Origin of the sequence: Micromonospora sp. NPDC047620 (assembly GCF_043205005.1) — a bacterium.
Classification (GTDB): domain Bacteria; phylum Actinomycetota; class Actinomycetes; order Mycobacteriales; family Micromonosporaceae; genus Micromonospora.
In genome coordinates this window covers 117,641-138,138 of record NZ_JBIDDG010000001.1, presented here as the reverse complement: position 1 = coordinate 138,138, position 20,498 = coordinate 117,641, and the positions used below count along the sequence as shown (strand labels likewise).

The following is a 20,498-nucleotide window of genomic DNA, read 5'->3' as shown; positions in this document are numbered from 1 at the left end:
CCGGCGGCCGGCGCCCGCCCGGTGCACGGCACGGCCGCGACCTGCGCCCGCCGGCGCCGGCGCGGCAGGAGTCAGCCCTTCTCCAGGTATTCCGCGCGTTCCTCGTCGACCAGCGCCGCCACCGAGGCCGCCAGCGCCGGGTGCCGCGCCAGCTCCGGATCCTCCTCGACCAGGGCGATCGCCTCGGCCCGGGCGTCCCGGATCAGGTCGGCGTCGCGCAGCAGCGACAGCAGCCGCAGGTGCGACCGCCGCCCCGACTGGGTGGCGCCCAGCACGTCGCCCTCGCGCCGCTGCTCCAGATCCAGCTCGGCGAGCTTGAACCCGTCCGTCGTGGAGGCGACCGCGTCGAGCCGCTCCCGCGCGGACGCGCCCTCCAGCGCCTCGGTGACCAGCAGGCAGAGCCCGGGTGCCGAGCCCCGGCCGACCCGGCCGCGAAGCTGGTGCAGCTGGGACACGCCGAACCGGTCGGCGTCGAGCACGATCATCACGGTGGCGTTCGGCACGTTGACGCCCACCTCGACCACGGTGGTGGCGACCAGCACGTCGACGTCGCCGGCGGCGAAGGAACGCATCACCACGTCCTTCTCGTCGGCCGGCAGCCGGCCGTGCAGCACGCCGATCCGCAGGCCGTGCAGCGGCCCCTCGGCGAGCAGCGGCGCCACCTCGGTGACCGCCATCGGCGGCCGCCGCCCGTTGTCGTCGACCGGCGGCGGCTCCTCCTCACTGGCCGGGCCCTCCCCGATGCGCGGGCAGACCACGTACGCCTGGTGGCCGGCGGCCACCTCCTCGCGCAGCCGTCGCCAGGCCCGGTCCAGGAAGGCCGGCTTCTCGGCGGCCGGGACCACGTGCGAGGCGATCGGCGAGCGGCCCTGCGGCAACTGGGAGAGGGTCGAGGTCTCCAGGTCGCCGTAGACCGTCATCGCCACCGTGCGCGGAATCGGGGTCGCCGTCATCACCAGCACGTGCGGCGGCTGGTCGGCCTTGGCGCGCAGGGCGTCGCGCTGCTCGACGCCGAACCGGTGCTGCTCGTCCACCACCACCAGGCCCAGGTCGGCGAAGTCGACGCCCTCGTAGAGCAGGGCGTGGGTGCCGAGCACGATGCCGGCCGCCCCGCTGGCCACCTCGGCCAGGGCGCGCCGGCGGGCCGCCGCGCCCAGCGAGCCGGTGACCAGCTCGACCCGGGTGGCGTCGTCGGCCGCGCCCAGCTCGCCGGCCCGGCCGAGCGGCCCGAGCAGGTCGAGGATGCCCCGGTGGTGCTGCGCGGCGAGCACCTCGGTCGGGGCCAGCAGCGCGGCCTGCCCGCCGGCGTCGACCACCTGGAGCATCGCGCGCAGCGCGACCACCGTCTTGCCGGAGCCGACCTCGCCCTGGAGCAGCCGGTGCATCGGGTGGGCGGTGGCCAGGTCCGCCGCGATCTCCACCCCCACGTCCCGCTGGCCGGGGGTCAGCTCGTACGGCAGCCGGGCGTCGAACGCGTCGAGCAGGCCGCCGGGCTTCGCCGGACGGGGCCGGGCCGGCCACGCGGCGGCCCGGTGCTTGCGCTGCACCAGGGTGAGCTGCACGGCGAACGCCTCGTCCCACTTGAGCCGCCGGCGGGCCCGGTAGAGCGCCTCCTTGCTGGACGGCCGGTGGATCTCGCGCAGCGCGACGTCGATGCCGGCCAGCTTGCGGCTCGCCCGCAGGGTGGCGGGCAGCGGGTCCTCCGGCGGGGTGAAGGTGTCCAGCACCACCCGGACGCAGCGCGCGATCACCCAGGTGGGCACCGCCGCGGCGGCCGGGTAGACCGGGATCAGCGCGCCGGCGAACTCCTCGATCTCCTCGCTGGCCGCCGCCTCGCCGTCGCCGCCCTCGCCGAGCAGGACGTACTCCGGGCCGTTGAGCTGCCGCTTGCCCCGGAACTCGGTGACCTTGCCGGCGAACAGCCCCCACCGGCCGGGGCGCAGCTCCCGTTCCCGCCACGCCTGGTTGCCGAAGAAGGTGAGGGTCAGGGTGCCGCCCGAGCCGTCGCCGACCGTCACCTCCAGCAGGTTGCCCCGGCGCTGGCGCATCGGGCGTACGGCGGTGCGCTGCACCTGGGCCAGCACGGTGACCTGCTCGCCGACGTCGAGCGAGCGGATGTCGGTGTGCTCGCCGCGCTCGTCGTAGCGGCGCGGGAAGTGGTAGACCAGGTCACCCGCGGTGTGCAGGTCGAGGTGGCTCGCGAGGGCCTTCGCGGTCTTCTCCCCGACCAGCTTCTTCAGCGGCGTGTCCACCGTGCACGGCTCGGACGTCATTCGACCCCCACCAGGAGCGGATAGTACGGCTGCCCGCCCGGGTACGCCTGCACCTCGACGAACGGCCAGCGCCGGGCGACGTGCTCGCGGACCGCCTCGGCAAGCCCGGCCGGGGCGTCCGCCCCGGAGAGCAGGGTGACCAGCTCGCCGCCGCCGCCGAGCATCCGGTCGACCACGGCGGCGCAGGTGTCGGCCAGGTCCGACCCGATCAGGTGCACCTCGCCCTCGACCAGCGCCAGCACGTCACCGGGGCGGCAGGGGCCGGCGACGGTCAGCGCCTCGCGGCTGGCGTAGCAGACCTCGGCGTAGCGGCAGGCGCCGGCCGCCTCCGCCATCGCGATCACGTCGTCCTCGAAGCGGCGGGCCGGGTCGCGCACCGCGAGGGCGGCCAGCGCCTGCACCGGGGACCGGGTGGGGACCACGCTGACCTTGATGCCCAGCCGGTGCGCCTCCTTGGCGGCGGCGCTCGCCACCGCCTGCGTGTTGGGGTCGTTGGGCAGCACCACAACCCGGGCGGCGCCGGTCGCGCGGATCGCGTCCAGCAGCTCGCCCGTGGACGGGTTGCCGGGCACCACCGTGGCGCCCTCGCCGGCGACGAGCTCGGCGATGCCCGCGCCGGCGGCCACCACCACCGCCGCGCGGCCGTCGCGCGCCATCGGCGGGGCGAGGGCCGCCTGGTCGGCGAAGCGGGTCACCGAGATGCGGCGCGGCCGGCCGGCGACCACGCCCGCCTCGATCGCCGCGCCCACATCGTTGACGTGCACGTGCACGTTCCAGGTGCCCGCACCGGCGCTCCCGTCGCCGACGACCACGAGCGAGTCGCCCAGGGCGGCCAGCTCGGCCCGCAACCGGCCCACCGCCTCGGGCGCGGCGTCGAGCAGGAACTGCACCTCGTAGGCGTACTCCTCGGAACCGGTCTCGCGGACGGCGGTGGCCGGCGGGCGGGCCGCACGCGGCGCGGGCGCGGGATGCTCCGGGCTCTCCCCCGTGACGACCTCGACCAGGGCGTCGAGCAGCAGGCAGAGGCCCCGGCCGCCGGCGTCGACCACGCCGGCCCGGGCCAGCGCGGGGAGCTGCTCCGGGGTGCGCGCCAGCGCCCGCGCCGCCTCGCCCGCCGCCGCCCGGGCGACCGCCCGCAGGTCGTCGCTGTCCGCCCGCTCGGCGGCGCGGGCCGCGGCGGCGACGACGGTGAGCAGCGTGCCCTCGACGGGGCGGGCGACCGCGGCGTAGGCGGCCGTGGTCGCGTCGCGCAGCGCGGCGGCCAGCTCCCGCCCGCGCACCGCGGGCACGGCGGCGACCGCGTCGGCGAAGCCGCGCAGGATCTGCGACAGGATCACCCCGGAGTTGCCCCGGGCGCCGAGCAGCGCGCCCCGGGCCATCAGCCGCAGCGCGTGCCCGTGCGGGGTGGGCCCGTCCTCCGGGAGGGTGCCGAGGTCCAGCGCCAGCGCCTGCTGCGCGGAGGTGAGGGTGAGCACCAGGTTGGTGCCGGTGTCGCCGTCGGGCACCGGGAAGACGTTCAGGTCGTCGATCTCGCCCTGGTGCCGCCTGAGCGCGGACAGCCCGCCCGCGCACCAGCGGCGGACCGCGGCGGCGTCGAGGGTGTCCAGCACGGCGAGAAGCCTACTGGCGGGCACCGACGCGCACCGGGGTCGCCGGCCGTCCGGCGGCGTGTCCGGCCCGGCGCTCCCCGGCCGCCCGTCACCTCGGCACCCCGACGAGCCGACGCGACCCCGGCCCGCTGGTCGGGGGCCGCCGGCTCCGGTGGCCCCGGCCGGCACTACCCTCGTGGTCGTACGGTGCTGTCGGAAGGGACGGCGCCGACCGGGCGTACCGCGCCGCGCCGCGCCGTGCCGGCCTCACCCCGGAGCACCGTCCGGGGCCGGTTGGTCGGGTGCGCGGGTCATCGGGTAACCTGGCCAGGTTGCCCGGGCAGCGCCTGGCGGCGACCTCATGAACGTTTCAAACCCAGGAGTATCCCGTGGCTAGCGTGTGCGACGTCTGTGGCAAGGGACCGGGCTTCGGCCACAACGTGTCCCACTCGCACCGGCGGACCAACCGCCGCTGGAACCCGAACATCCAGTCGGTGCGTACCCCGGCCGGTGGCGGGAACACCAAGAAGATGCAGGTCTGCACCTCGTGCATCAAGGCTGGCAAGGTCACCCGCGCCTGACGCGGTAGGCCCCAGCTTCACACTCGTCATTGCCGGCGGGCCCTCGTGGGCCCGCCGGCTCTGTCGTGTCCGGGGGTCGCCGGCCTCGTGCCGGGTCCCGGCGGGCCCGCCTCGTGCCCGTCCCGGCGACCCCGCCTCGTGCCCGTCCCGGCGGGCCCGGACCGGTTCGTGTCGGTTCCGGGCGGGTCGGCTGACGGGTACGCGACCGCCCTTCGACGCGCGGCGCGGGCCCGGTTAGGGTCTGCGTGCGCCGCGAGTCCGGGTCGGGCCGGCGCGGGGAGCAACCGAGCGCGGAGGACGACTGGTGCAGCTTGATCTAGGCCAGGACGAGATGGTCATCGTCGGTGCCTCCCTCGGGATGCTGCGCTGGTTCAGCGAGGAACTGCCCGCGGACAGCGTCGTCCTCGTCGAGGAACCCGACGTCATCGAGCGCCGGGGGCTGGAGCGGTTCGCCCGCGAGATGCCCTTCATCTCCCGCGTGGTGCCCGCCGAGTACCAGATCGGCTTCGACGCCGCCGCGCTGGTCGCCCGGGAACCCGGGCTGGCCGCCGCCCGGCTGGTCATGCCCGGCCTCGAGTACGCCGTCGGGGCCACCGCCCGGCTCGCCGAGGCGCTCGGCCTGCCCGGCGCCGGTCCGGCGGCGGCCGACGTCTTCTCCGACAAGCACCGGATGCGGCTGCTCGCCGCCGAGTCCGGCCTGGCCAACCCGGCCTTCGCGCTGGTCGACTCCGCCGCCGGGGCGACCGAGTTCGCCCGGCGGCACGGCGGCCGGTGCGTGCTGAAGCCCACCCGCCGCTCGGGCAGCCTGGGTGTGCAGATCATCGCCGACCCGGCGGAGGTCGCCGGGGCGTGGGCGGGCACCGCCTCGCCCGAGGACCCGCCGGAGGCGACCGGCCGGGGGCTGCCCACGGGCGTCCTCGTCGAGCAGGTCGTCGACGGGCACGAGCACAGCGTCGAGCTGCTCGTCGCCGACGGCGAGGTGATCTTCGCCAACGTCACGGACAAGCGGGTGCTCCCGGGGCGCTCCCCGGTGGAGACCGGCCACACGGTGCCGACCGCGCTGCCCGACCCCGCCCGCCGGGAGCTGGTCGAGGTGGCGACCCGGCTGGCCGCCGCCGCCGGCTTCCGCACCGGCACCCTGCACAGCGAGTGGATCGTCGCCGACGGGGTGCCGACGCTGGTCGAGTGTGCCGCCCGACTGCCCGGCGACATGATCACCGCGCTGGTGTCGATCGCGTACGAGTGCGGGTTCATCGAGGCGTACCTGCGGACGCTGCGCGGGGAGCGGCCGGCCCTGCCGGCGCGGCCGACCGGCGCGGCGGCGGTCGAGTTCCTGCTGGCCGCGCCCGGCACAGTCACCGCCGTCGACGGGCTGCGCGCGGCCCGCCGGGTGCCCGGCGTGCTGGAGGTGCAGCTCGACGTGGCGGTCGGCGACACCGTGACGGAGGTGACGTCCTCGCTGCGGCGCAGCGGTCACCTGGTGGTCTGGGGCGCCGACCCGGCCGAGGCGACCGGCGCGGCCGGCAAGGCCGCCGAGCAGATCCGGTTCACCACCGCCTGATCGTGCCGCGGCAGGCCCGGCGGGTTCCCGGCCGGGAGCCGCCGCCGGGTCCGGCGGCTCAGCGGGTGCGACGGCTCAGCGGGGGCGACGGCTCAGGGGTGCGCCCGAAGGAGAGGGCTCAGAGGGTACGGCCGAACGAGAGGCAGCCCGGGGCGTCCCTGTAGAAGCCGAAGTTCGGGATCCGCTCGTAGCCGGCCGCGGTGTACATGGCGATGGCCTCGGGCTGCTTGTCGCCGCACTCCAGGACGATCCGCTTACGCCCGTGCTCGCGGGCCGAGCGCTCCACGGCGGCCAGGATCGCCCGGGCCACGCCCCGGCCCCGGGCCGCCGGGGCGGTGTACATCCGCTTCAGCTCAGCCGTGTCGCCGTCGTCGCCGTGGCTGCGCCAGCCGCCGCAGCCGACCGGCTCGCCGCCGAGGTGGGCGACGAGGAAGGCGCCGGCCGGCGGCACGAACTCGCCCGGGTCCACCGGGGTGTCGTCGCCGCTGCCGCCGTACCGGGCGCCGAGGTCGGCCAGCGCGGCGCGGATCAGCCGCTGCGCGACCGGCGAGTCGAAGCGCTCGGCGCGGATCTCGATCTCACTCACGGCGTAAAGGGTACGACCAGCGCCGGCCCTTACCGGAAGTGGTCCCAGCCGGCGGGCCCGTCGTACGGGGCGCCGTCGACCGTGACACCGGAGCCCGCCGTCACCCGCCCGATCGGGCGCCAGTCGGGCGGCAGCGCCACCGCCGGCGGGAAGGTCGCGGCCAGCGCGTGGTCCTCTCCCCCGGCGAGGAGCCAGGAGTACGGGTCGACCCCGAGGGCCTGGGCCGCGTCACGCATCTGCCGGGGCACCTCGAACGCGTCCCGGCGCACGTCCACGGCGACCCCGCTGGCCTTCGCCACGTGCCCGACGTCGGCGAGCAACCCGTCCGACACGTCGATCATCGAGGTGGCGCCGAGCCGGGCGGCGTGCGGCCCGGCCTGGTAGGGCACCTCCGGCCGCCGGTACGCCTCCACCAGCAGCCGCGGGGTGCGGAAGCCCCGGGAGAGCACCGTCAGCCCGGCCGCCGCGTACCCGGTGCGGCCGGCCAGGGCCAGCACGTCCCCGGGTCGCGCACCGGAGCGCGTCACCGGCGGCCGGCCGCCGAGGTCGCCGAGGGCGGTGACCGCGATCGTCAGGGTCGGGCTGGCCGACATGTCCCCGCCCACCACGCTCGCGCCGACCTCCGCCGCCTCGGCGGCCAGCCCGTCGGCGAGTTCCTCGGCCCACCCGATCTCCAGCTCCGGCGGCATGCAGAGCGCGACCAGCAGCGCGGTCGGCCGCGCCCCCATCGCGACGATGTCGGCCAGGTTCGCCGCCGCCGCCCGGTGGCCGACGTCACGCGCGCTGCACCAGTCCCGCCGGAAGTGCCGCCCCTCCACCAGCACGTCCGTCGAGGCCGCGACCCGGGCGTCCGGGGCGGCCACCACCGCCGCGTCGTCCCCGGGACCGAGCAGAACGGTCGATCCGTACGACAACCGGGCGGTCACCCGGTCGATCAGGCCGAACTCGCCGACCCCCGCGACACTCATGCCGCCCCTCCGCCGTGCTCGCTCACCGCTTCTCCTTGACCACCGATAGGGATCAGACCTGGTCCGTAAGGTACTTTCTCCCTTCGGGCCGCCCGGCAGGCGGCGACGGACGGAGGTCGAGTCGTGGTACAGGCGTACATCCTCATCCAGACCGAGGTCGGTCGCGCGCGCGACGTGGCCGGTCTCATCGCGGACCTTGCCGGCGTGGTCCGGGTCGACGCCGTCACCGGGCCGTACGACGTGGTCGTGCTCACCGAGGCGAACACCGTCGACGAGCTCGGCAAACTCATCGTCAGCAAGGTGCAGATGGTGCCCGGCATCACCCGCACCCTCACATGTTCGGTGGTGCGCCTGTAAGTGGACAAGATCACTGACTCTCCCGTGACCGATCCCGCCCAGGCGGACGAGGCCGCCCCCGACCGCCCGACCCGGGACGGGACGACCCGGAGCGCCGCGCTGATCGCCGCGCTGGTCGCGCTGCCGATCACCGCCCTGGTGGGCGTGCTCGCCTTCGTCCAGCTTTCCCCGGACGAGCCGGCCGAACCGGCCGCCGCGCCGAGCCCGACGGCAAGTGCTCCCCGCGCCCAGTCCACCGCTCCGGTCGAGATGGCCGCCCCGGCGCTGGCCGAACGGCCCGCCACGGTCTGCCGGGCGCTGCTCTCCCAGTTGCCGCCGACGGTCAACGACCTCGCCCAACGCCCGGTCACCGCCGGCCCGGAGCAGAACGCCGCGTACGGCGACCCGGCGCTCACGCTGGCCTGCGGCGGCGCCGAGCCAACCGTCGGCGAGACGGACGACGTGTGGACGGTCAACAAGGTCTGCTGGTACGCCCAGGAGGAGACGGACGTCACCGTGCTCACCACGCTGGACCGGGAGACCGCCGTGACGGTCCGCGTGCCGCGGTCGTACGGGCAGGCGTTGCAGTGGGTCTCCCCCATCTCGGAGACGATCGTGGCCTCCGTGCCCTCCGGCGGCGACACCCCGCGGGGCTGCCAGGGCTGACGGCCCCGCCCCTGCCCGGCCCGGCGTCGTGGGCGGGCAGGCGTTGGGAAGGGACCCTTCCTATGCATCAGGCGTTAGGAAGGTGCCCTTCCTTGCACAAGTGGCTCAGTGCAGGCCGATGCCGCGGTGCAGGGCGGTGCGGATGAGGCGGTTGACCAGCTTCGGGTACTCCAGCCCGGACGCCGCCCACATCCGGGGGAACATCGACGTCGAGGTGAACCCCGGCATCGTGTTGATCTCGTTGAGGTAGACGTCCAGCTCCGGGGTGACGAAGAAGTCGACCCGGGCCAGGCCGGCGCAGTCCAGCGCGGTGAAGGCGCGGACGGCGTACTCCTGGACCTGCCGGGTCACCCGCTCGGGCAGGCCGGCGGGGATGTCGTACTCGCAGGCCGCCTCGGAGTCGATGTACTTCGCCTCGAAGTCGTAGAAGTCGTAATCGCCGACCACCCGCACCTCGGCGAGCACCGACGCCTCCGGCGCGCCGCCGGACTCGCCCTCCAGCACACCGCACTCGATCTCGCGGCCGACGAGCGCCCCCTCGACCAGCACCTTCGGATCGATCTGGCGGGCGGTGGCGACGGCGGCGTCCAGGTCCGCCCAGTCGGTGACCTTGGTGATGCCGAACGACGAACCGGCCCGGGAGGGCTTGACGAACACGGGCAGGCCGAGCCGCTCCTTGTCCGCCTCGCTCAGCGTCATCCCGTTGCGCAGCACCGCGTACGGGCCCACCGGGATGCCCTCGGCGGCGCAGAGCTTCTTGGTGAACTCCTTGTCCATGGCGGCGGCGGAGGCGAACACGTTCGCCCCGACGTACGGGATGCCGGCCATCTCCAGCATGCCCTGGATGGTGCCGTCCTCGCCGTACGCGCCGTGCAGCACCGGGAAGACCACGTCGACGTCGGCGAGCGCCCGGGGACCCTCGGTCGGGTCGAGCACCATCAGCCCGTTGCCGGTCGGGTCGGCGCGCAGCACGATGTCGGCGCCGGACTCCGCGGTGATCTCCGGCAGCCGGCGCGCGTTGATCGCCAACTGGGCGGGGTCGCCGCTGGTCAGCACCCACTGCCCGGCCCGGGTGATGCCCACCGGCACCACCTCGAACTCGTCCGGGTCGAGGGCGCCGAGCACGCTGCCGGCGCTGACGCAGGAGATGCCGTGCTCCGGGCTGCGGCCGCCGAAGACGATCGCCACGCGGGTCCTGCCTGGGGTGGTCACTCCGGTCACCTCTTCGTACGCGACTGCTGCGCCGGTGGTGGCGCTCACCCGGTTGACCTTACTGTGCGTGGCGGGCCTCGGCTGCCGATACCCGGGGGACAGGCGACAGGACGCGGCAACCGGTCAACAAAGGATATACGTTGCGTAATCGCTCGCGCGGAGATCCGGGGCGGTGACGACACCCGACGCCCACTACGCTGCTCGTCCTATGAGCGCTGATCCCCTCATCGAGTCCCTGACGGCGGCCCTGGACGCCCGCCCCGACGACCTGCCGCTGCGACTCCACCTCGCCTCGCTGCTGCTGGACGCCGGCCGGGCCGGGGAGGCGATCGCGCAGGTCGGTCAGGCGCTCGCCCGGGATCCGGGCAACGACCAGGCACAGGCCCTGATGCAGCGGGCTCTGGGCGGCTCCGTACCCCCGCCGTCGGCGTCGGCCCCGGCGGCCCCGCAGCCGCCGGCGCAGCGCCCGGCGCCGGCCGGGCCCGGCGGCCCCGCCGCGACCGCCGGCCACGACCCGCTGGCGGCCTACGAGCAGGAGCTGGCCGACGTCGTGCCGCCGCGCTTCGCCCGCGCCGGCGACGAGCCGGAGCCGGTGACCGGCGACTCCGACCGGGTGTACGACGTGGAGACCTCCGGCATCCGGCTGGCCGACGTGGGCGGCATGACGGCGGTCAAGGAGCGGCTGGAGCTGGCCTTCCTCGGCCCGCTGCGCAACCCGCAACTGCGCAAGATGTACGGCAAGAGCCTGCGCGGCGGCCTGATGCTCTACGGCCCGCCCGGCTGCGGCAAGACCTTCCTGGCCCGGGCGGTCGCCGGGGAGATGGGCGCCAAGTTCATCTCGCTGTCGATCGTGGACGTGCTGGACATGTGGATGGGCAACTCGGAGCGCAACCTGCACGAGCTGTTCCAGGCGGCCCGCCGCAACGCCCCGTGCGTGCTCTTCCTCGACGAGGTCGACGCCCTCGGGCACAAGCGCTCGCAGGTCGGCTCCAGCTCGATGCGGACGCTGGGCAACCAACTGCTGGCCGAGCTGGACGGGATGGAGGGCAGCAACGAGGGCGTCTTCGTGCTGGCCGCCACCAACACCCCGTGGGACGTCGACCCGGCGCTGCGCCGCCCGGGCCGGCTCGACCGGGTGGTGCTGGTGCTGCCCCCGGACGCGGAGGCGCGCGCGTCCATCCTGGAGTACCACCTGCGGGAGCGGCCGATCGCCGGGATCGACCTGCGGAAGATCGTGGCGGCCACCGAGGACTACTCCGGCGCCGACCTGGCCCACCTCTGCGAGACCGCCGCCGAGTACGCGATGGCCGACTCCGTACGCACCGGCGAAGTGCGGATGATCGAGCAGCGGGACCTGGAGCGGGCCGCGAAGGAGGTGCGGCCCTCGACGAAGCCGTGGATGGCCACCGCCCGCAACGTGGCGATGTTCGCCAACGAGGGGGGCGTCTACGACGACCTGGTGGCGTACCTGAAGCGGCGCCGGATGCTGTGACGCCGGACGGCCCGGCGGGGCGCCGGGCCGCGCCTCTCCGCCGGGCCGGGCCTCCGGCCGGGCGGGCCGTCCGCCCGGCGGGGCCGTCTCCCGGCCGCGCCGCCCGTGGCGGCGTCAGCCGTGCGCGCGCCGCCGGCCGATGGCGATCACCTTGACCCGCTGCCGGCCGGCCCGCACCATGCCCAGCGCCATGAACGCGCCGGCGATCCGGTCGGCCGCCTCGCGGCTGGTCGCGCCGACCACCTGGCGGCGCCGCTCGGGGCAGGTCCGCTCGTCGCGGCCGGCGCCGTCGACGGGGCGGACGTCGGTGAGCACCACGAGGAAGCGTGTCATCGGAGGCCGCCGGCGCGGTCGGCGCGGGCCTGCTGACCAGTACGCACGTCGAATCCCTTCCGGCTGGCGGGCCACGGGGCGCGGCACGCGGCGATCGGGCTCGGGGGAGAAACCCGATCGCCGCGCGCCCCATCCCCTCCGGTCACTCACCACCACCGTCGCCACGACAACCGGCGGTGAGGACGCGATGACAGATTGACATGTCTACAGCCGTGAATGCAACTCTCATCGACGTTCTCTCATCTACACCTTCCCGGCAAGATGTGCGACCATCGATGCATGGCTCCCAAGACCGCCCGCGCCCGACGCCTGGGCATCGCGCTACGCACCCACCGGGAAGCCGCCGGCCTCACGCTGGAGGCGGCGGCGGACGAGATCAGCAGCACCCGCAGCACCCTGTCCCGCTACGAGAACGCGCAGACGCTGGTCAGCCCGGCCACCGTGCGCGCCCTGCTCACCCTCTACGGGGTCGGCGCGGACGAGGTGGCAGCGGCCGTCCAGCTGGCCAAGGACGCACGCAAGCCCGGCTGGTGGGTGTCGTACTCGTACCTGCTGGACCGGCGCACCATCGACTTCATCGCGCTGGAGGCCGAGGCGACCGGGATCGCCAACTTCGAGCCGTCCGTGGTGCCGGGGCTGTTGCAGACCGCCGACTACATCCGGGGCGTCATGCGGGGCGGCCCGCACACCCTCGGCGACGACGAGGTCGAGCAGCGGGTCCAGGTCCGGCTCGACCGGCAGCAGCGGCTCACCGGCGACAAGCCGCCGATCCTGGACGCCATCATCGACGAGGGCGCGCTGCTGCGGCCGGTCGGCGACCGGTCGGTGATGGAGAGCCAGCTGCACCACCTGCTGAAGATGGGCGAACTACCCAACATCACGGTGCAGGTGATCCCCCTCGCCGCCGGCTACCACCGGGGCACCCGGGGCTCGCTGCACATCCTGGAGTTCGCCGACCCGGAGGACCCGATCATCGCCTCGGTGGAGACCGTGGCCGGGCAGATGGTCCTGGACCGGCCGGGCGACCTGCGTACCTGCACCAAGATCATGGAGCACCTGCGGACCGTCGCGCTCAGCCCGTCGGCCAGCCGGGACCAGCTCCTCCAACTCCTGAAGGGACGGTAGGACCATGACCCCGACGACCAGCGCGACGCTCACCGCGGCCCGGTGGCGCAAGAGCAGCCACAGCGGCGACGAGGGGGCGTGCGTGGAGATGGCGGTGCTCACGGAAACCGTCGCCGTCCGCGACTCCAAGGACCCGTCCGGCCCGGCGCTGCTCTTCCCGCCCGCCGCCTGGGCCGTCTTCGCCGGGGCGCCGCCCCGCCGCTGACCCCACCCTCGGCGCCGTCGCGCCGCTTGCCCGCACGCGACGCCGGCGCCCCGCGCCGTCGACGGTCCCGCCGTTGGGAGCCGGTGGGGCCGTCGACGGACGGGTCACGGCGGGGGCTCCCGCGCGGCGCCGCCGCCTGTCGCGCGTCGCGAGCGGGCGGCCCGCACCGAGACGCGCAGCCCCGGTCAGGCGGGGCGGCGGGCGGTGACGGCGGTGGCGTCCCGGTCGTCGTCGCGGGTCACCGTGGGGTGCAGGCCGGCGGCGGTCAGCGCCGCGCAGAGCGCGTCCGCCTGCGCCTCGCTCGTCTCCACCACCAGGTGCCCGCCCGGGGCCAGCCAGCGCGCCGCGCCCGCGGCGACCCGGCGCAGCACCGCCAGCCCGTCCGACCCGCCGTCCAGGGCCACCTGCGCCTCGTGCAGCCGGGCCTCCGGCGGCATCAGCGCCACCGCCGCCGTCGGCACGTACGGGGCGTTGGCCACCACCAGGTCCAGGCTCCCCCGCCAGCGCACCGGCAGCGGCTCGTACAGGTCGCCGTGGAAGACCGACACCCCCAGCGGCGCCAGGTTGCGCCGGGCGCAGGCCACGGCGGCGGGGTCGACGTCGGCGGCGGCCAGCCAACGCGGCGCGAGCCGGCGGGCCAGCGCGACGGTGGTGGCGCCGGAGCCGCAGCACAGGTCCACCACGGCCGCCGCCGGGCCGGTCACCGCGACGGCGGCGTCGACCAGCAGGGCGGTACGCGCGCGCGGCACGAACACGCCGGGATCGACGGCGATCCGCTCGCCGCAGAACTCCGCCCAGCCGAGCAGGTGCTCCAGCGGAAGCCCGGCGACCCGGCGGTCGGCCAGGTCGGAAAGCGCCTGCGGCGAGTCGGCGGCGGCGATCAGCAGGTCCGCCTCGTCCTCGGCGTAGACGCAGCCGGCGGCGCGCAGCCGGTGCACGAGGGCGGGTCGGTCGGGGCGGAAGGAAACGGTCATGGTGGACCTCCGGGAGCGCTCGTCGACGCTCCCGGCCGCCGGGTCAGCCGGCGTGGCGTCGGAGGGGAGCGTCGGTCCTGCCTGTCGGGTGGATCGGACTCACCTCCTCCGGTCGGGCCCGGCGCGGGCCACGGACGGCCCCGCTCGGGGCCACGGTCACGATAGCCCAACGGCCGTCGCCGGGTCCTCAACGGGCCCGCGCCCGAGCGCCCAACGGCCGGCGCCCCGAGCGCTCAGCGGCTGGCGTCGAGCGCGGCGGCCACGTCGGCGACCAGGTCGATGGCATCCTCCACGCCGCAGGAGAGCCGGACGAAGCCGGGCGGGGTGTCGTCGCCCCACTGGGCCCGCCGGTCGGCGGTGGTGTGCAGGCCGCCGAAGGAGGTGGCCGCGGCGACCAGCCGGGCCGCGTCGAGGAACCGGGCCACCCGCGCGGCGTCGCCGAGGTCGAAGGAGAGCACGCCGGGGATCCGTCGCATCTGGACCGACGCCACCGGGTGGGCCGGGTCGCCGGGCAGCCCGGGCCAGCGCAGCCCGGTCACGTCGGACCGCCCGACGAGCAGCCCGGCGAGCGCCTCGGCGTTCGCCGTCTGCCGGGCCAGCCGCAGGTCGAGGGTGGCCAGCGACCGGTGCGCGAGCCAGGCGTCGAACGCGCCGGGCACCGCACCGGTGACGTCCCGCCAGGCGGTCACCGCGTCCAGCAGTTCGGTCGAGCGGGTGGCGACGTAGCCGAGCAGCAGGTCCGAGTGCCCGGTGAGCGCCTTGGTGCCGGAGGCCACCACGAGGTCGGCGCCGAGGTCGAGCGGGCGCTGCCCGAGCGGCGTGGCGGTGGTGTTGTCGACCGCTACCAGGGCGCCGGCCGCGTGCGCGCGGGCGGCCAGCGCCGGCACGTCGGCGACGTCCAGGCCGGGGTTCGCCGGCGTCTCCAGCAGCACCAGGCGTACGCCGTCGAAGTCCGGGTGGGGGCCGGCGGTCGGGGCGAGGAGCACCCGCACCCCGATCCCCTCCAGCGTGTCCCGGGCGAAGGCCCGGACGGCGAAGTAGCCGTCCGACGGGAGCACCACGGTGTCCCCCGGCCTCAGCACCGTCAGCAGCAGCCCGGTGATCGCGGCCTGCCCGCTGGCGAAGACCCGGCAGTCGCCCCGCTCCAGCTCCCCGACGGCCGCCTCCAGCAGCCGGCGGGTGGGGTTGTCCGGCCGGCCGTAGCCGTTCGGCGCCGCCGCCGGCCCCGCCCACGGGTCCAGGTGGTACGGCGCAGCGAAGACCGGCCCCGGCAGGAACGGCTGGCCGGGGGCCGGCTCGGGCAGGCCGGCGCGGACGCATCGGGTGCCGTCGTGCGGTTCGGTCAATCGCTCACTCCGGTTTCGTCGTCCGGCTCATCAGGGCGTCAACGGCGAGGCGCGGGTCGACACCCTCGTGGCAGACCAGCTCCACCTGCTCGGTGATCGGCATCTCCACGGCGTGCGCCCGGGCCAGGTCGCGGATGGCGAGGGCGCTCTTGACCCCCTCGGCGGTCTGCCGGGTGGCGACGCGGGCCTCATCCAGGGTCGCGCCCCGGCCCAGGTGCTCGCCGAACGTACGGTTGCGGGCCATCGGCGAGGAGCAGGAGGCGACCAGGTCGCCCATCCCGGCCAGGCCGGCGAAGGTGAGCGGGTCGGCGCCCAGGGCCACCCCGAGCCGGGCGGTCTCGGCCAGCCCCCGGGTGACCAGCATGGCCCGGGTGTTGTCGCCGAAGCCCATCGCGACGGCGATGCCGTACGCCAGCGCGATCACGTTCTTCACCGCGCCGCCCAGCTCGCAGCCGATCACGTCGTCGTTGGTGTAGGGGCGGAAGTAGGGCGTGGTGATCGACCGCTGCACCAGCGTGGCCCGGTCCGGGTCGGTGCAGGCGACCACGGTGGCGGCCGGCTGCTCGGCGGCGATCTCGGGGGCCAGGTTGGGCCCGGAGACCACCACCACCCGGTCCGCCGCCACCCCGGCGGTCTCCACGATCACCTCGCTCATCCGCCTGGTGGTGCCGAGCTCGATGCCCTTCATCAGCGAGACCAGGGTGGCGTCCGGGTGCAGGTGCCCGGTCCACTCGGCGAGGTTGCCGCGCAGCGTCTGCGACGGCACGGCCAGCACCACCAGCTCGGCCCCGGTGATCGCCTCGGCGGCGTCCCCGGTCGCCGTGACCCGGGACGGCAGGAGCACGTCCGGCAGGTACTCCGGGTTGCGCCGCTCGGCGCGGATCGTGTCGGCGACCGGCCGGCGGCGCGCCCAGATGGTGACGTCCCGGCCGGCGTCGGCGAGGATCTTGGCGAAGGCCGTCCCCCACGAGCCGGCCCCCAGCACCGCGACGTGCCCGCTCACGCCGCCACCCCGCTCCGCTCGGCGGCGGCGCGAGGCGCCACGCTGCTGTGCCTGATGCTTCGCTCGCTCCGCTCGCTCACGCCGCCGCTCCCGGCCGGCGCTCGTCACCGGGGCGGCCCGGTCGTTCCCACAGGGGCGGCGGCGTGCCGCCCCGAACCTCCGCGAGCATGTCACGCAGCCGCAGCATGATGGTGTCGGTCATCTCCTCGAGGACGGCCTTAGTCGGGGTGGCTTCGGTCCACCGGCTCAGGTCGACCGGCGGGCCGGCGACCACGGTCACCGGGATCCGGGGCCGCGGGTTGAGCCGGGCCCTGCGCGGGTCGAAGATCCGCTCCGGGCCCCACATGGCGACCGGGATCACCGGCGCGCCGGTGGCGAGCGCGAGCCGGGCCGCGCCGGTCTTGCCCTTCATCGGCCACAGGTCCGGATCGCGGGTGGTGGTGCCCTCCGGGTAGATCACCACGGCGCCGCCCTCGTCGAGCGCGGCGACCAGGGCGTCCAGCGACTTCACCGCGTCCACGGTGCCCCGCTCGACCGGGATCTGCCGGCACCGGTGCAGGATCCAGCCGACCACCGGGACCCGGAACACGCTGGCCTTGCCGAGGAAGCGCGGCCAGCGGCCGGAGTCGTAGACGAAGTGCGCCGCGACCAGGGGGTCGGCGTGCGAGATGTGGTTCGGCACGATGATCACGCCACCGTCGCGGCGGAGGTGCTCCATGCCGCGCCAGGTGCGCCGGGTCCAGACCGTCATGACCGGCTTGACCAGCACCACGGCGAACCATTGCCAGAACCCCAGCCTCCGCCGTGTCACTGCGCCTCCTCGTGCCGCCCCGACCCGCACCGGTCCGCACCGGTCCGCACCCGGTGACGCCCGCAGCGGAAATCATGCCTGCTCGCCCCGGGTCCGGCCAGAGAGGGTACCGCCGTCCGGCTGGCAGGATGGCGGGTGTGAGTCAGCCGAGGTGGACCGTCGTGGTGCCGGTGAAGCGCCTCGCCGCCGCGAAGAGCCGGCTGCGGGGGGCGCTGCCGGCCGTACCGCACGAGGCGCTGGCGCTGGCCCTGGCGGCCGACACGGTCGCCGCGGTGCGGGCCTGCCCCGCGGTGGCCGGGGTGCTGGTGGTCACCGACGACGTCCGGGTGGCCGCGGCGGCCCGCCGGGCGGGCGCCCGCGCGCTGCCGGACGCCCCGGACGCCGGCCTGAACGCCGCCTTCCGGCACGGCGCGTCGGCCGCCGGCGGCGGCTGGGTGGCCGGGCTCACCGCCGACCTGCCCGCGCTGCGCCCGGCCGAGCTGGCGGCGGCGCTGCACGCGACACAGGCCGGCCCGGCGGGCGTACGCCGGTACGTGCCCGACGCCCCCGGCGACGGCACCGTGCTGCTGGCCGCGCCGCCGGGCGTGCCCCTGGATCCCCGGTTCGGGGTCGGCTCGGCCGCCGCGCACGCGGCGAGCGGGGCGCTGGCCCTGACCGGGGACTGGCCGAGCCTGCGCCGCGACGTGGACACCGCCGACGACCTGGCCGCGGCGGTCCGGCTCGGGCTGGGGCCGGAGACCGCCGCGCTCGCCGCCGCCGGCTGCCCCGCCTGACCCGCGCCGGCCGGCGTGGGTCAGGCGGTGTGCGGGCGGGGTGCGGGGTGCGGTCGGTGTAGCGTGCGGGGCATGCAGGGCACGGTGGCCACCTACGACGCGGCGACCCGCAGCGGGACGCTGCTCCTCGACGACGGCACCGAGCTGGCCTTCCCGGCCCGGGCGTTCGACGCCTCCGGTCTGCGGCTGCTCCGCCTCGGCCAGCGGCTGCGCGTCGAGACCGACGCCGCCGGCGAGGTCGTCCGGGTGACGTTGCCGACGATGGCCTGAGCGACTGGTCGATGTTCATTTTGCGTTAACCCGGATCGGGTGATTATGGGCGGGTGAGCACCCCTCGCGAGCCCGCCAACCGACCGCCACGCGCCGCCGAGCCGGCCGCAGCCCGCAACGGCACCCGCTCCCGGGGCGCCGACGGCCGCTTCCGACCGAGCGAGCCGGCCGGGGCCGCCCGGACCGACGACGACGGCCCTGACGCGGCGACCGCCTCCGCCGGCCTGGAGGAGGTGCTGGACCCGGTCACCGGGCCGTCCCCCGCCGCCCCGGCGGCCCCGGCCCCGGCGGCGCCCGGCGCCGACGACGAGCCGCCCGCCGTGGCGCCGCTGCCCGAGGACCGCTTCCTCAACCGGGAGCTCTCCTGGCTCGACTTCAACGCCCGGGTGCTGGCGCTCGCCGAGGACCCGCGCACGCCGCTGCTGGAGCGGGCCAAGTTCCTGGCCATCTTCGCCAGCAACCTGGACGAGTTCTACATGGTGCGGGTGGCCGGGCTGAAGCGGCGACTCCAGGCCGGTCTGCCGGTGCGCGGCGGCGACCGGATGCCGCTGCGCACCCAGTTGGAGCTGGTCGCCGAGAAGGCCGCCACGCTGGTCACCCGGCACTCGGCCTGCTTCACCGACGACGTCCTGCCGAAGCTGGCCGCCGAGGACATCCGCATCCTACGCTGGGCGGACCTGGACGACCCCGAACGGGAGCGGCTGCGCGCGTACTTCCGGGAGCAGATCTTCCCGGTGCTGACCCCGCTGGCGGTCGACCCGGCGCACCCGTTCCCGTACATCTCGGGGCGGTCGCTCAACCTGGCCGTGGCGGTACGCGACCCGGACGGCGGCTCCGAGCTGTTCGCCCGGGTGAAGGTGCCGAACAACGTGCCCCGGTTCGTCCGGGTGCACCGGGACCTGCCGGGCGTGCGGATGCTGCCGGTGGAGGATCTGATCTCGGTGCACCTGGGGCAGCTCTTCTCCGGCATGCAGGTCGTCGAGTGCCACCTGTTCCGGGTCACCCGCAACGCCGAGGTGGAGGTCGACGAGGACCGCGACGAGGACCTGCTCCAGGCCCTGGAACGGGAGCTGGCCCGGCGCCGGTTCGGCCCGCCCGTCCGGCTGGAGGTGGACGCCTCGATCTCCGACCACATGCTGGAGCTGCTCGTCCGCGAACTGGACATGCACGACCAGGAGGTGCTGCGGGTGCCCGGCCTGCTGGACCTCGCCGCGCTGTGGCAGCTCTACAACGAGGCCGACCGGCCGGACCTGAAGGACCCCCCGTTCGTGCCGGCCACCCATCCCCGGCTCACCGAGGGCGAGGTGCCGCGCAGCGTCTTCGCCACCCTGCGCGACGGCGACATCCTGGTGCACCACCCGTACCACTCGTTCGCCACCAGCGTGCAGCGCTTCATCGAGCAGGCCGCCGCCGACCCCGACGTGCTGGCCATCAAGCAGACCCTCTACCGCACCAGCGGCGACTCGCCGATCGTCGACGCGCTGGTCGACGCGGCGGCCGCCGGCAAGCAGGTGGTGGTGCTGGTCGAGCTGAAGGCGCGCTTCGACGAGGTGGCCAACATCGGCTGGGCACGCACCCTGGAGCGCGCCGGCTGCCACGTTGTCTACGGCCTGGTGGGCCTGAAGACGCACTGCAAGACCGCCCTGGTGGTACGCCAGGAGGGCAACCAGATCCGCCGCTACTGTCACATCGGCACCGGCAACTACCACCCGAAGACCGCCCGGCTCTACGAGGACTTCGGCATGCTCACCGCCGACCCGGAGATCGGCGCCGACCTGACCGACCTGTTCAACGTCCTCACCGGCTACAGCCGGCAGACCGCGTTCCGGCGGCTGCTGGTCGCCCCGCAGGGCATCCGCAGCGGGCTGATCGAGCGCATCGAGCGGGAGATCTCGCACGTGCGGCTCGGCATGCCCGGGCTCGTGCAGATCAAGGTGAATTCGCTGGTCGACGAGGAGGTCACCGACGCCCTCTACCGGGCGTCCCGGGCCGGCGTGCACGTCGACCTGGTCATCCGGGGCATGTGCACGCTGCGGCCGGGGGTGCCGGGCCTGTCGGAGAACATCCGGGTCCGCTCCATCCTGGGCCGGTTCCTGGAGCACTCCCGGATCTTCCGGTTCGGCAACAACGGCGACGCCGAGTTCTGGATGGGCTCGGCCGACCTGATGCACCGCAACCTGGACCGCCGCGTCGAGGCGCTGGTGCAGGTCAGCGACCCGGTCGCCCGGGCCGAGCTGGACCACGTCATGGCCGCCGCGATGGGCCCGGACGTGGAGGCGTTCGAGCTGGCGGCGGACGGCACCTGGAGCCGGCGTACCGGCACGGCCGACGAGCCGCTGGTGCACCTGCAGGAACTGCTGCTGCGTCGCGTCGGTGGCACGGCGGGCTGACCGG

The 20,498-nt window shown here is 75.5% G+C and carries 20 protein-coding genes; 10 read left to right on the top strand and 10 right to left on the bottom strand.

What is annotated here, in order from left to right; all coding sequences use genetic code 11:
- Positions 1 to 71: 71 nt before the first annotated feature.
- The gene (gene recG / locus ACGF5C_RS00585) at positions 72 to 2,273 is read right to left on the bottom strand and encodes an ATP-dependent DNA helicase RecG (RefSeq protein ID WP_393295316.1); all 2,202 of its coding nucleotides are present in this window, start codon (positions 2,271 to 2,273) and stop codon (positions 72 to 74) included.
- Complete coding sequence (locus ACGF5C_RS00580; RefSeq protein ID WP_393295313.1) at positions 2,270 to 3,883, bottom strand: DAK2 domain-containing protein; 1,614 nt, start codon at positions 3,881 to 3,883, stop codon at positions 2,270 to 2,272. The genes recG and ACGF5C_RS00580 overlap by 4 nt, the downstream gene beginning before the upstream one ends.
- Before the next feature lie 368 nt (positions 3,884 to 4,251).
- On the opposite strand from ACGF5C_RS00580, the gene rpmB reads away from it, so the two are divergent.
- Together rpmB and ACGF5C_RS00570 are read left to right on the top strand one after the other, a co-directional pair.
- Positions 4,252 to 4,443 carry a 50S ribosomal protein L28 gene (gene rpmB / locus ACGF5C_RS00575; RefSeq protein WP_088963534.1) on the top strand — a complete coding sequence of 64 codons (192 nt, stop codon included), beginning with the start codon at positions 4,252 to 4,254 and terminating at the stop codon, positions 4,441 to 4,443.
- A gap of 304 nt (positions 4,444 to 4,747) precedes the next feature.
- On the top strand, positions 4,748 to 6,004 hold the full coding sequence (locus ACGF5C_RS00570; RefSeq protein WP_393295310.1) for an ATP-grasp domain-containing protein: 1,257 nt from the start codon (positions 4,748 to 4,750) through the stop codon (positions 6,002 to 6,004).
- A gap of 118 nt (positions 6,005 to 6,122) precedes the next feature.
- Here the strand turns inward: ACGF5C_RS00570 and ACGF5C_RS00565 are convergent, their stop codons facing one another.
- A complete protein-coding gene (locus ACGF5C_RS00565; protein WP_393295307.1) occupies positions 6,123 to 6,590 on the bottom strand; it encodes a GNAT family N-acetyltransferase in 468 nt (155 codons plus the stop codon).
- Between the two features lie 29 nt (positions 6,591 to 6,619).
- The gene (locus ACGF5C_RS00560; protein WP_393295304.1) at positions 6,620 to 7,558 is read right to left on the bottom strand and encodes a thiamine-phosphate kinase; all 939 of its coding nucleotides are present in this window, start codon (positions 7,556 to 7,558) and stop codon (positions 6,620 to 6,622) included.
- A 123-nt stretch (positions 7,559 to 7,681) separates the two neighbouring features.
- Here ACGF5C_RS00560 and ACGF5C_RS00555 point away from each other — a divergent pair, with 123 nt between their 5' ends.
- On the top strand, positions 7,682 to 7,915 hold the full coding sequence (locus tag ACGF5C_RS00555) for an Lrp/AsnC ligand binding domain-containing protein (protein WP_013284547.1): 234 nt from the start codon (positions 7,682 to 7,684) through the stop codon (positions 7,913 to 7,915).
- Positions 7,916 to 8,560, top strand: a complete 645-nt coding sequence (locus ACGF5C_RS00550; RefSeq protein WP_393295301.1) for a DUF3515 family protein — start codon at positions 7,916 to 7,918, stop codon at positions 8,558 to 8,560.
- A gap of 105 nt (positions 8,561 to 8,665) precedes the next feature.
- Here the strand turns inward: ACGF5C_RS00550 and ACGF5C_RS00545 are convergent, their stop codons facing one another.
- Entirely contained in the window at positions 8,666 to 9,772 is a 1,107-nt protein-coding gene (locus tag ACGF5C_RS00545; protein WP_393295917.1) for a D-alanine--D-alanine ligase family protein, read from the bottom strand.
- Between the two features lie 208 nt (positions 9,773 to 9,980).
- Here ACGF5C_RS00545 and ACGF5C_RS00540 point away from each other — a divergent pair, with 208 nt between their 5' ends.
- Positions 9,981 to 11,264, top strand: coding sequence for an ATP-binding protein (locus ACGF5C_RS00540; protein WP_393295299.1), 1,284 nt, complete (start codon positions 9,981 to 9,983; stop codon positions 11,262 to 11,264).
- A gap of 114 nt (positions 11,265 to 11,378) precedes the next feature.
- Here the strand turns inward: ACGF5C_RS00540 and ACGF5C_RS00535 are convergent, their stop codons facing one another.
- Entirely contained in the window at positions 11,379 to 11,597 is a 219-nt protein-coding gene (locus ACGF5C_RS00535; RefSeq protein ID WP_393295296.1) for a hypothetical protein, read from the bottom strand.
- 279 nt (positions 11,598 to 11,876) lie between these two features.
- On the opposite strand from ACGF5C_RS00535, the gene ACGF5C_RS00530 reads away from it, so the two are divergent.
- Together ACGF5C_RS00530 and ACGF5C_RS00525 are read left to right on the top strand one after the other, a co-directional pair.
- The gene (locus ACGF5C_RS00530) at positions 11,877 to 12,722 is read left to right on the top strand and encodes a helix-turn-helix transcriptional regulator (RefSeq protein WP_357695312.1); all 846 of its coding nucleotides are present in this window, start codon (positions 11,877 to 11,879) and stop codon (positions 12,720 to 12,722) included.
- Positions 12,723 to 12,726: 4 nt separating this feature from the next.
- A complete protein-coding gene (locus ACGF5C_RS00525) occupies positions 12,727 to 12,927 on the top strand; it encodes a DUF397 domain-containing protein (RefSeq protein ID WP_393295293.1) in 201 nt (66 codons plus the stop codon).
- Positions 12,928 to 13,112: 185 nt separating this feature from the next.
- Here the strand turns inward: ACGF5C_RS00525 and ACGF5C_RS00520 are convergent, their stop codons facing one another.
- The 4 genes from ACGF5C_RS00520 to ACGF5C_RS00505 form a co-directional block, all read right to left on the bottom strand.
- On the bottom strand, positions 13,113 to 13,901 hold the full coding sequence (locus ACGF5C_RS00520; protein WP_393295290.1) for a putative protein N(5)-glutamine methyltransferase: 789 nt from the start codon (positions 13,899 to 13,901) through the stop codon (positions 13,113 to 13,115).
- A 233-nt stretch (positions 13,902 to 14,134) separates the two neighbouring features.
- Complete coding sequence (locus ACGF5C_RS00515; RefSeq protein ID WP_393295287.1) at positions 14,135 to 15,247, bottom strand: cystathionine gamma-lyase; 1,113 nt, start codon at positions 15,245 to 15,247, stop codon at positions 14,135 to 14,137.
- Between the two features lie 4 nt (positions 15,248 to 15,251).
- The gene (locus ACGF5C_RS00510) at positions 15,252 to 16,250 is read right to left on the bottom strand and encodes an NAD(P)H-dependent glycerol-3-phosphate dehydrogenase (RefSeq protein ID WP_393295284.1); all 999 of its coding nucleotides are present in this window, start codon (positions 16,248 to 16,250) and stop codon (positions 15,252 to 15,254) included.
- 76 nt (positions 16,251 to 16,326) lie between these two features.
- On the bottom strand, positions 16,327 to 17,061 hold the full coding sequence (locus ACGF5C_RS00505) for a lysophospholipid acyltransferase family protein (RefSeq protein ID WP_393295281.1): 735 nt from the start codon (positions 17,059 to 17,061) through the stop codon (positions 16,327 to 16,329).
- Positions 17,062 to 17,189: 128 nt separating this feature from the next.
- Between ACGF5C_RS00505 and cofC the strand changes: the two genes are divergently transcribed.
- From cofC to ACGF5C_RS00490, 3 genes are all read left to right on the top strand, one after another.
- A complete protein-coding gene (gene cofC, locus ACGF5C_RS00500; RefSeq protein WP_393295278.1) occupies positions 17,190 to 17,834 on the top strand; it encodes a 2-phospho-L-lactate guanylyltransferase in 645 nt (214 codons plus the stop codon).
- Between the two features lie 72 nt (positions 17,835 to 17,906).
- Entirely contained in the window at positions 17,907 to 18,104 is a 198-nt protein-coding gene (locus ACGF5C_RS00495; protein ID WP_199184673.1) for a cold-shock protein, read from the top strand.
- A 53-nt stretch (positions 18,105 to 18,157) separates the two neighbouring features.
- Positions 18,158 to 20,494: an RNA degradosome polyphosphate kinase gene (locus ACGF5C_RS00490; RefSeq protein ID WP_393295274.1), complete on the top strand. Its 2,337-nt coding sequence runs from the start codon at positions 18,158 to 18,160 to the stop codon at positions 20,492 to 20,494.
- Positions 20,495 to 20,498: the final 4 nt, after the last annotated feature.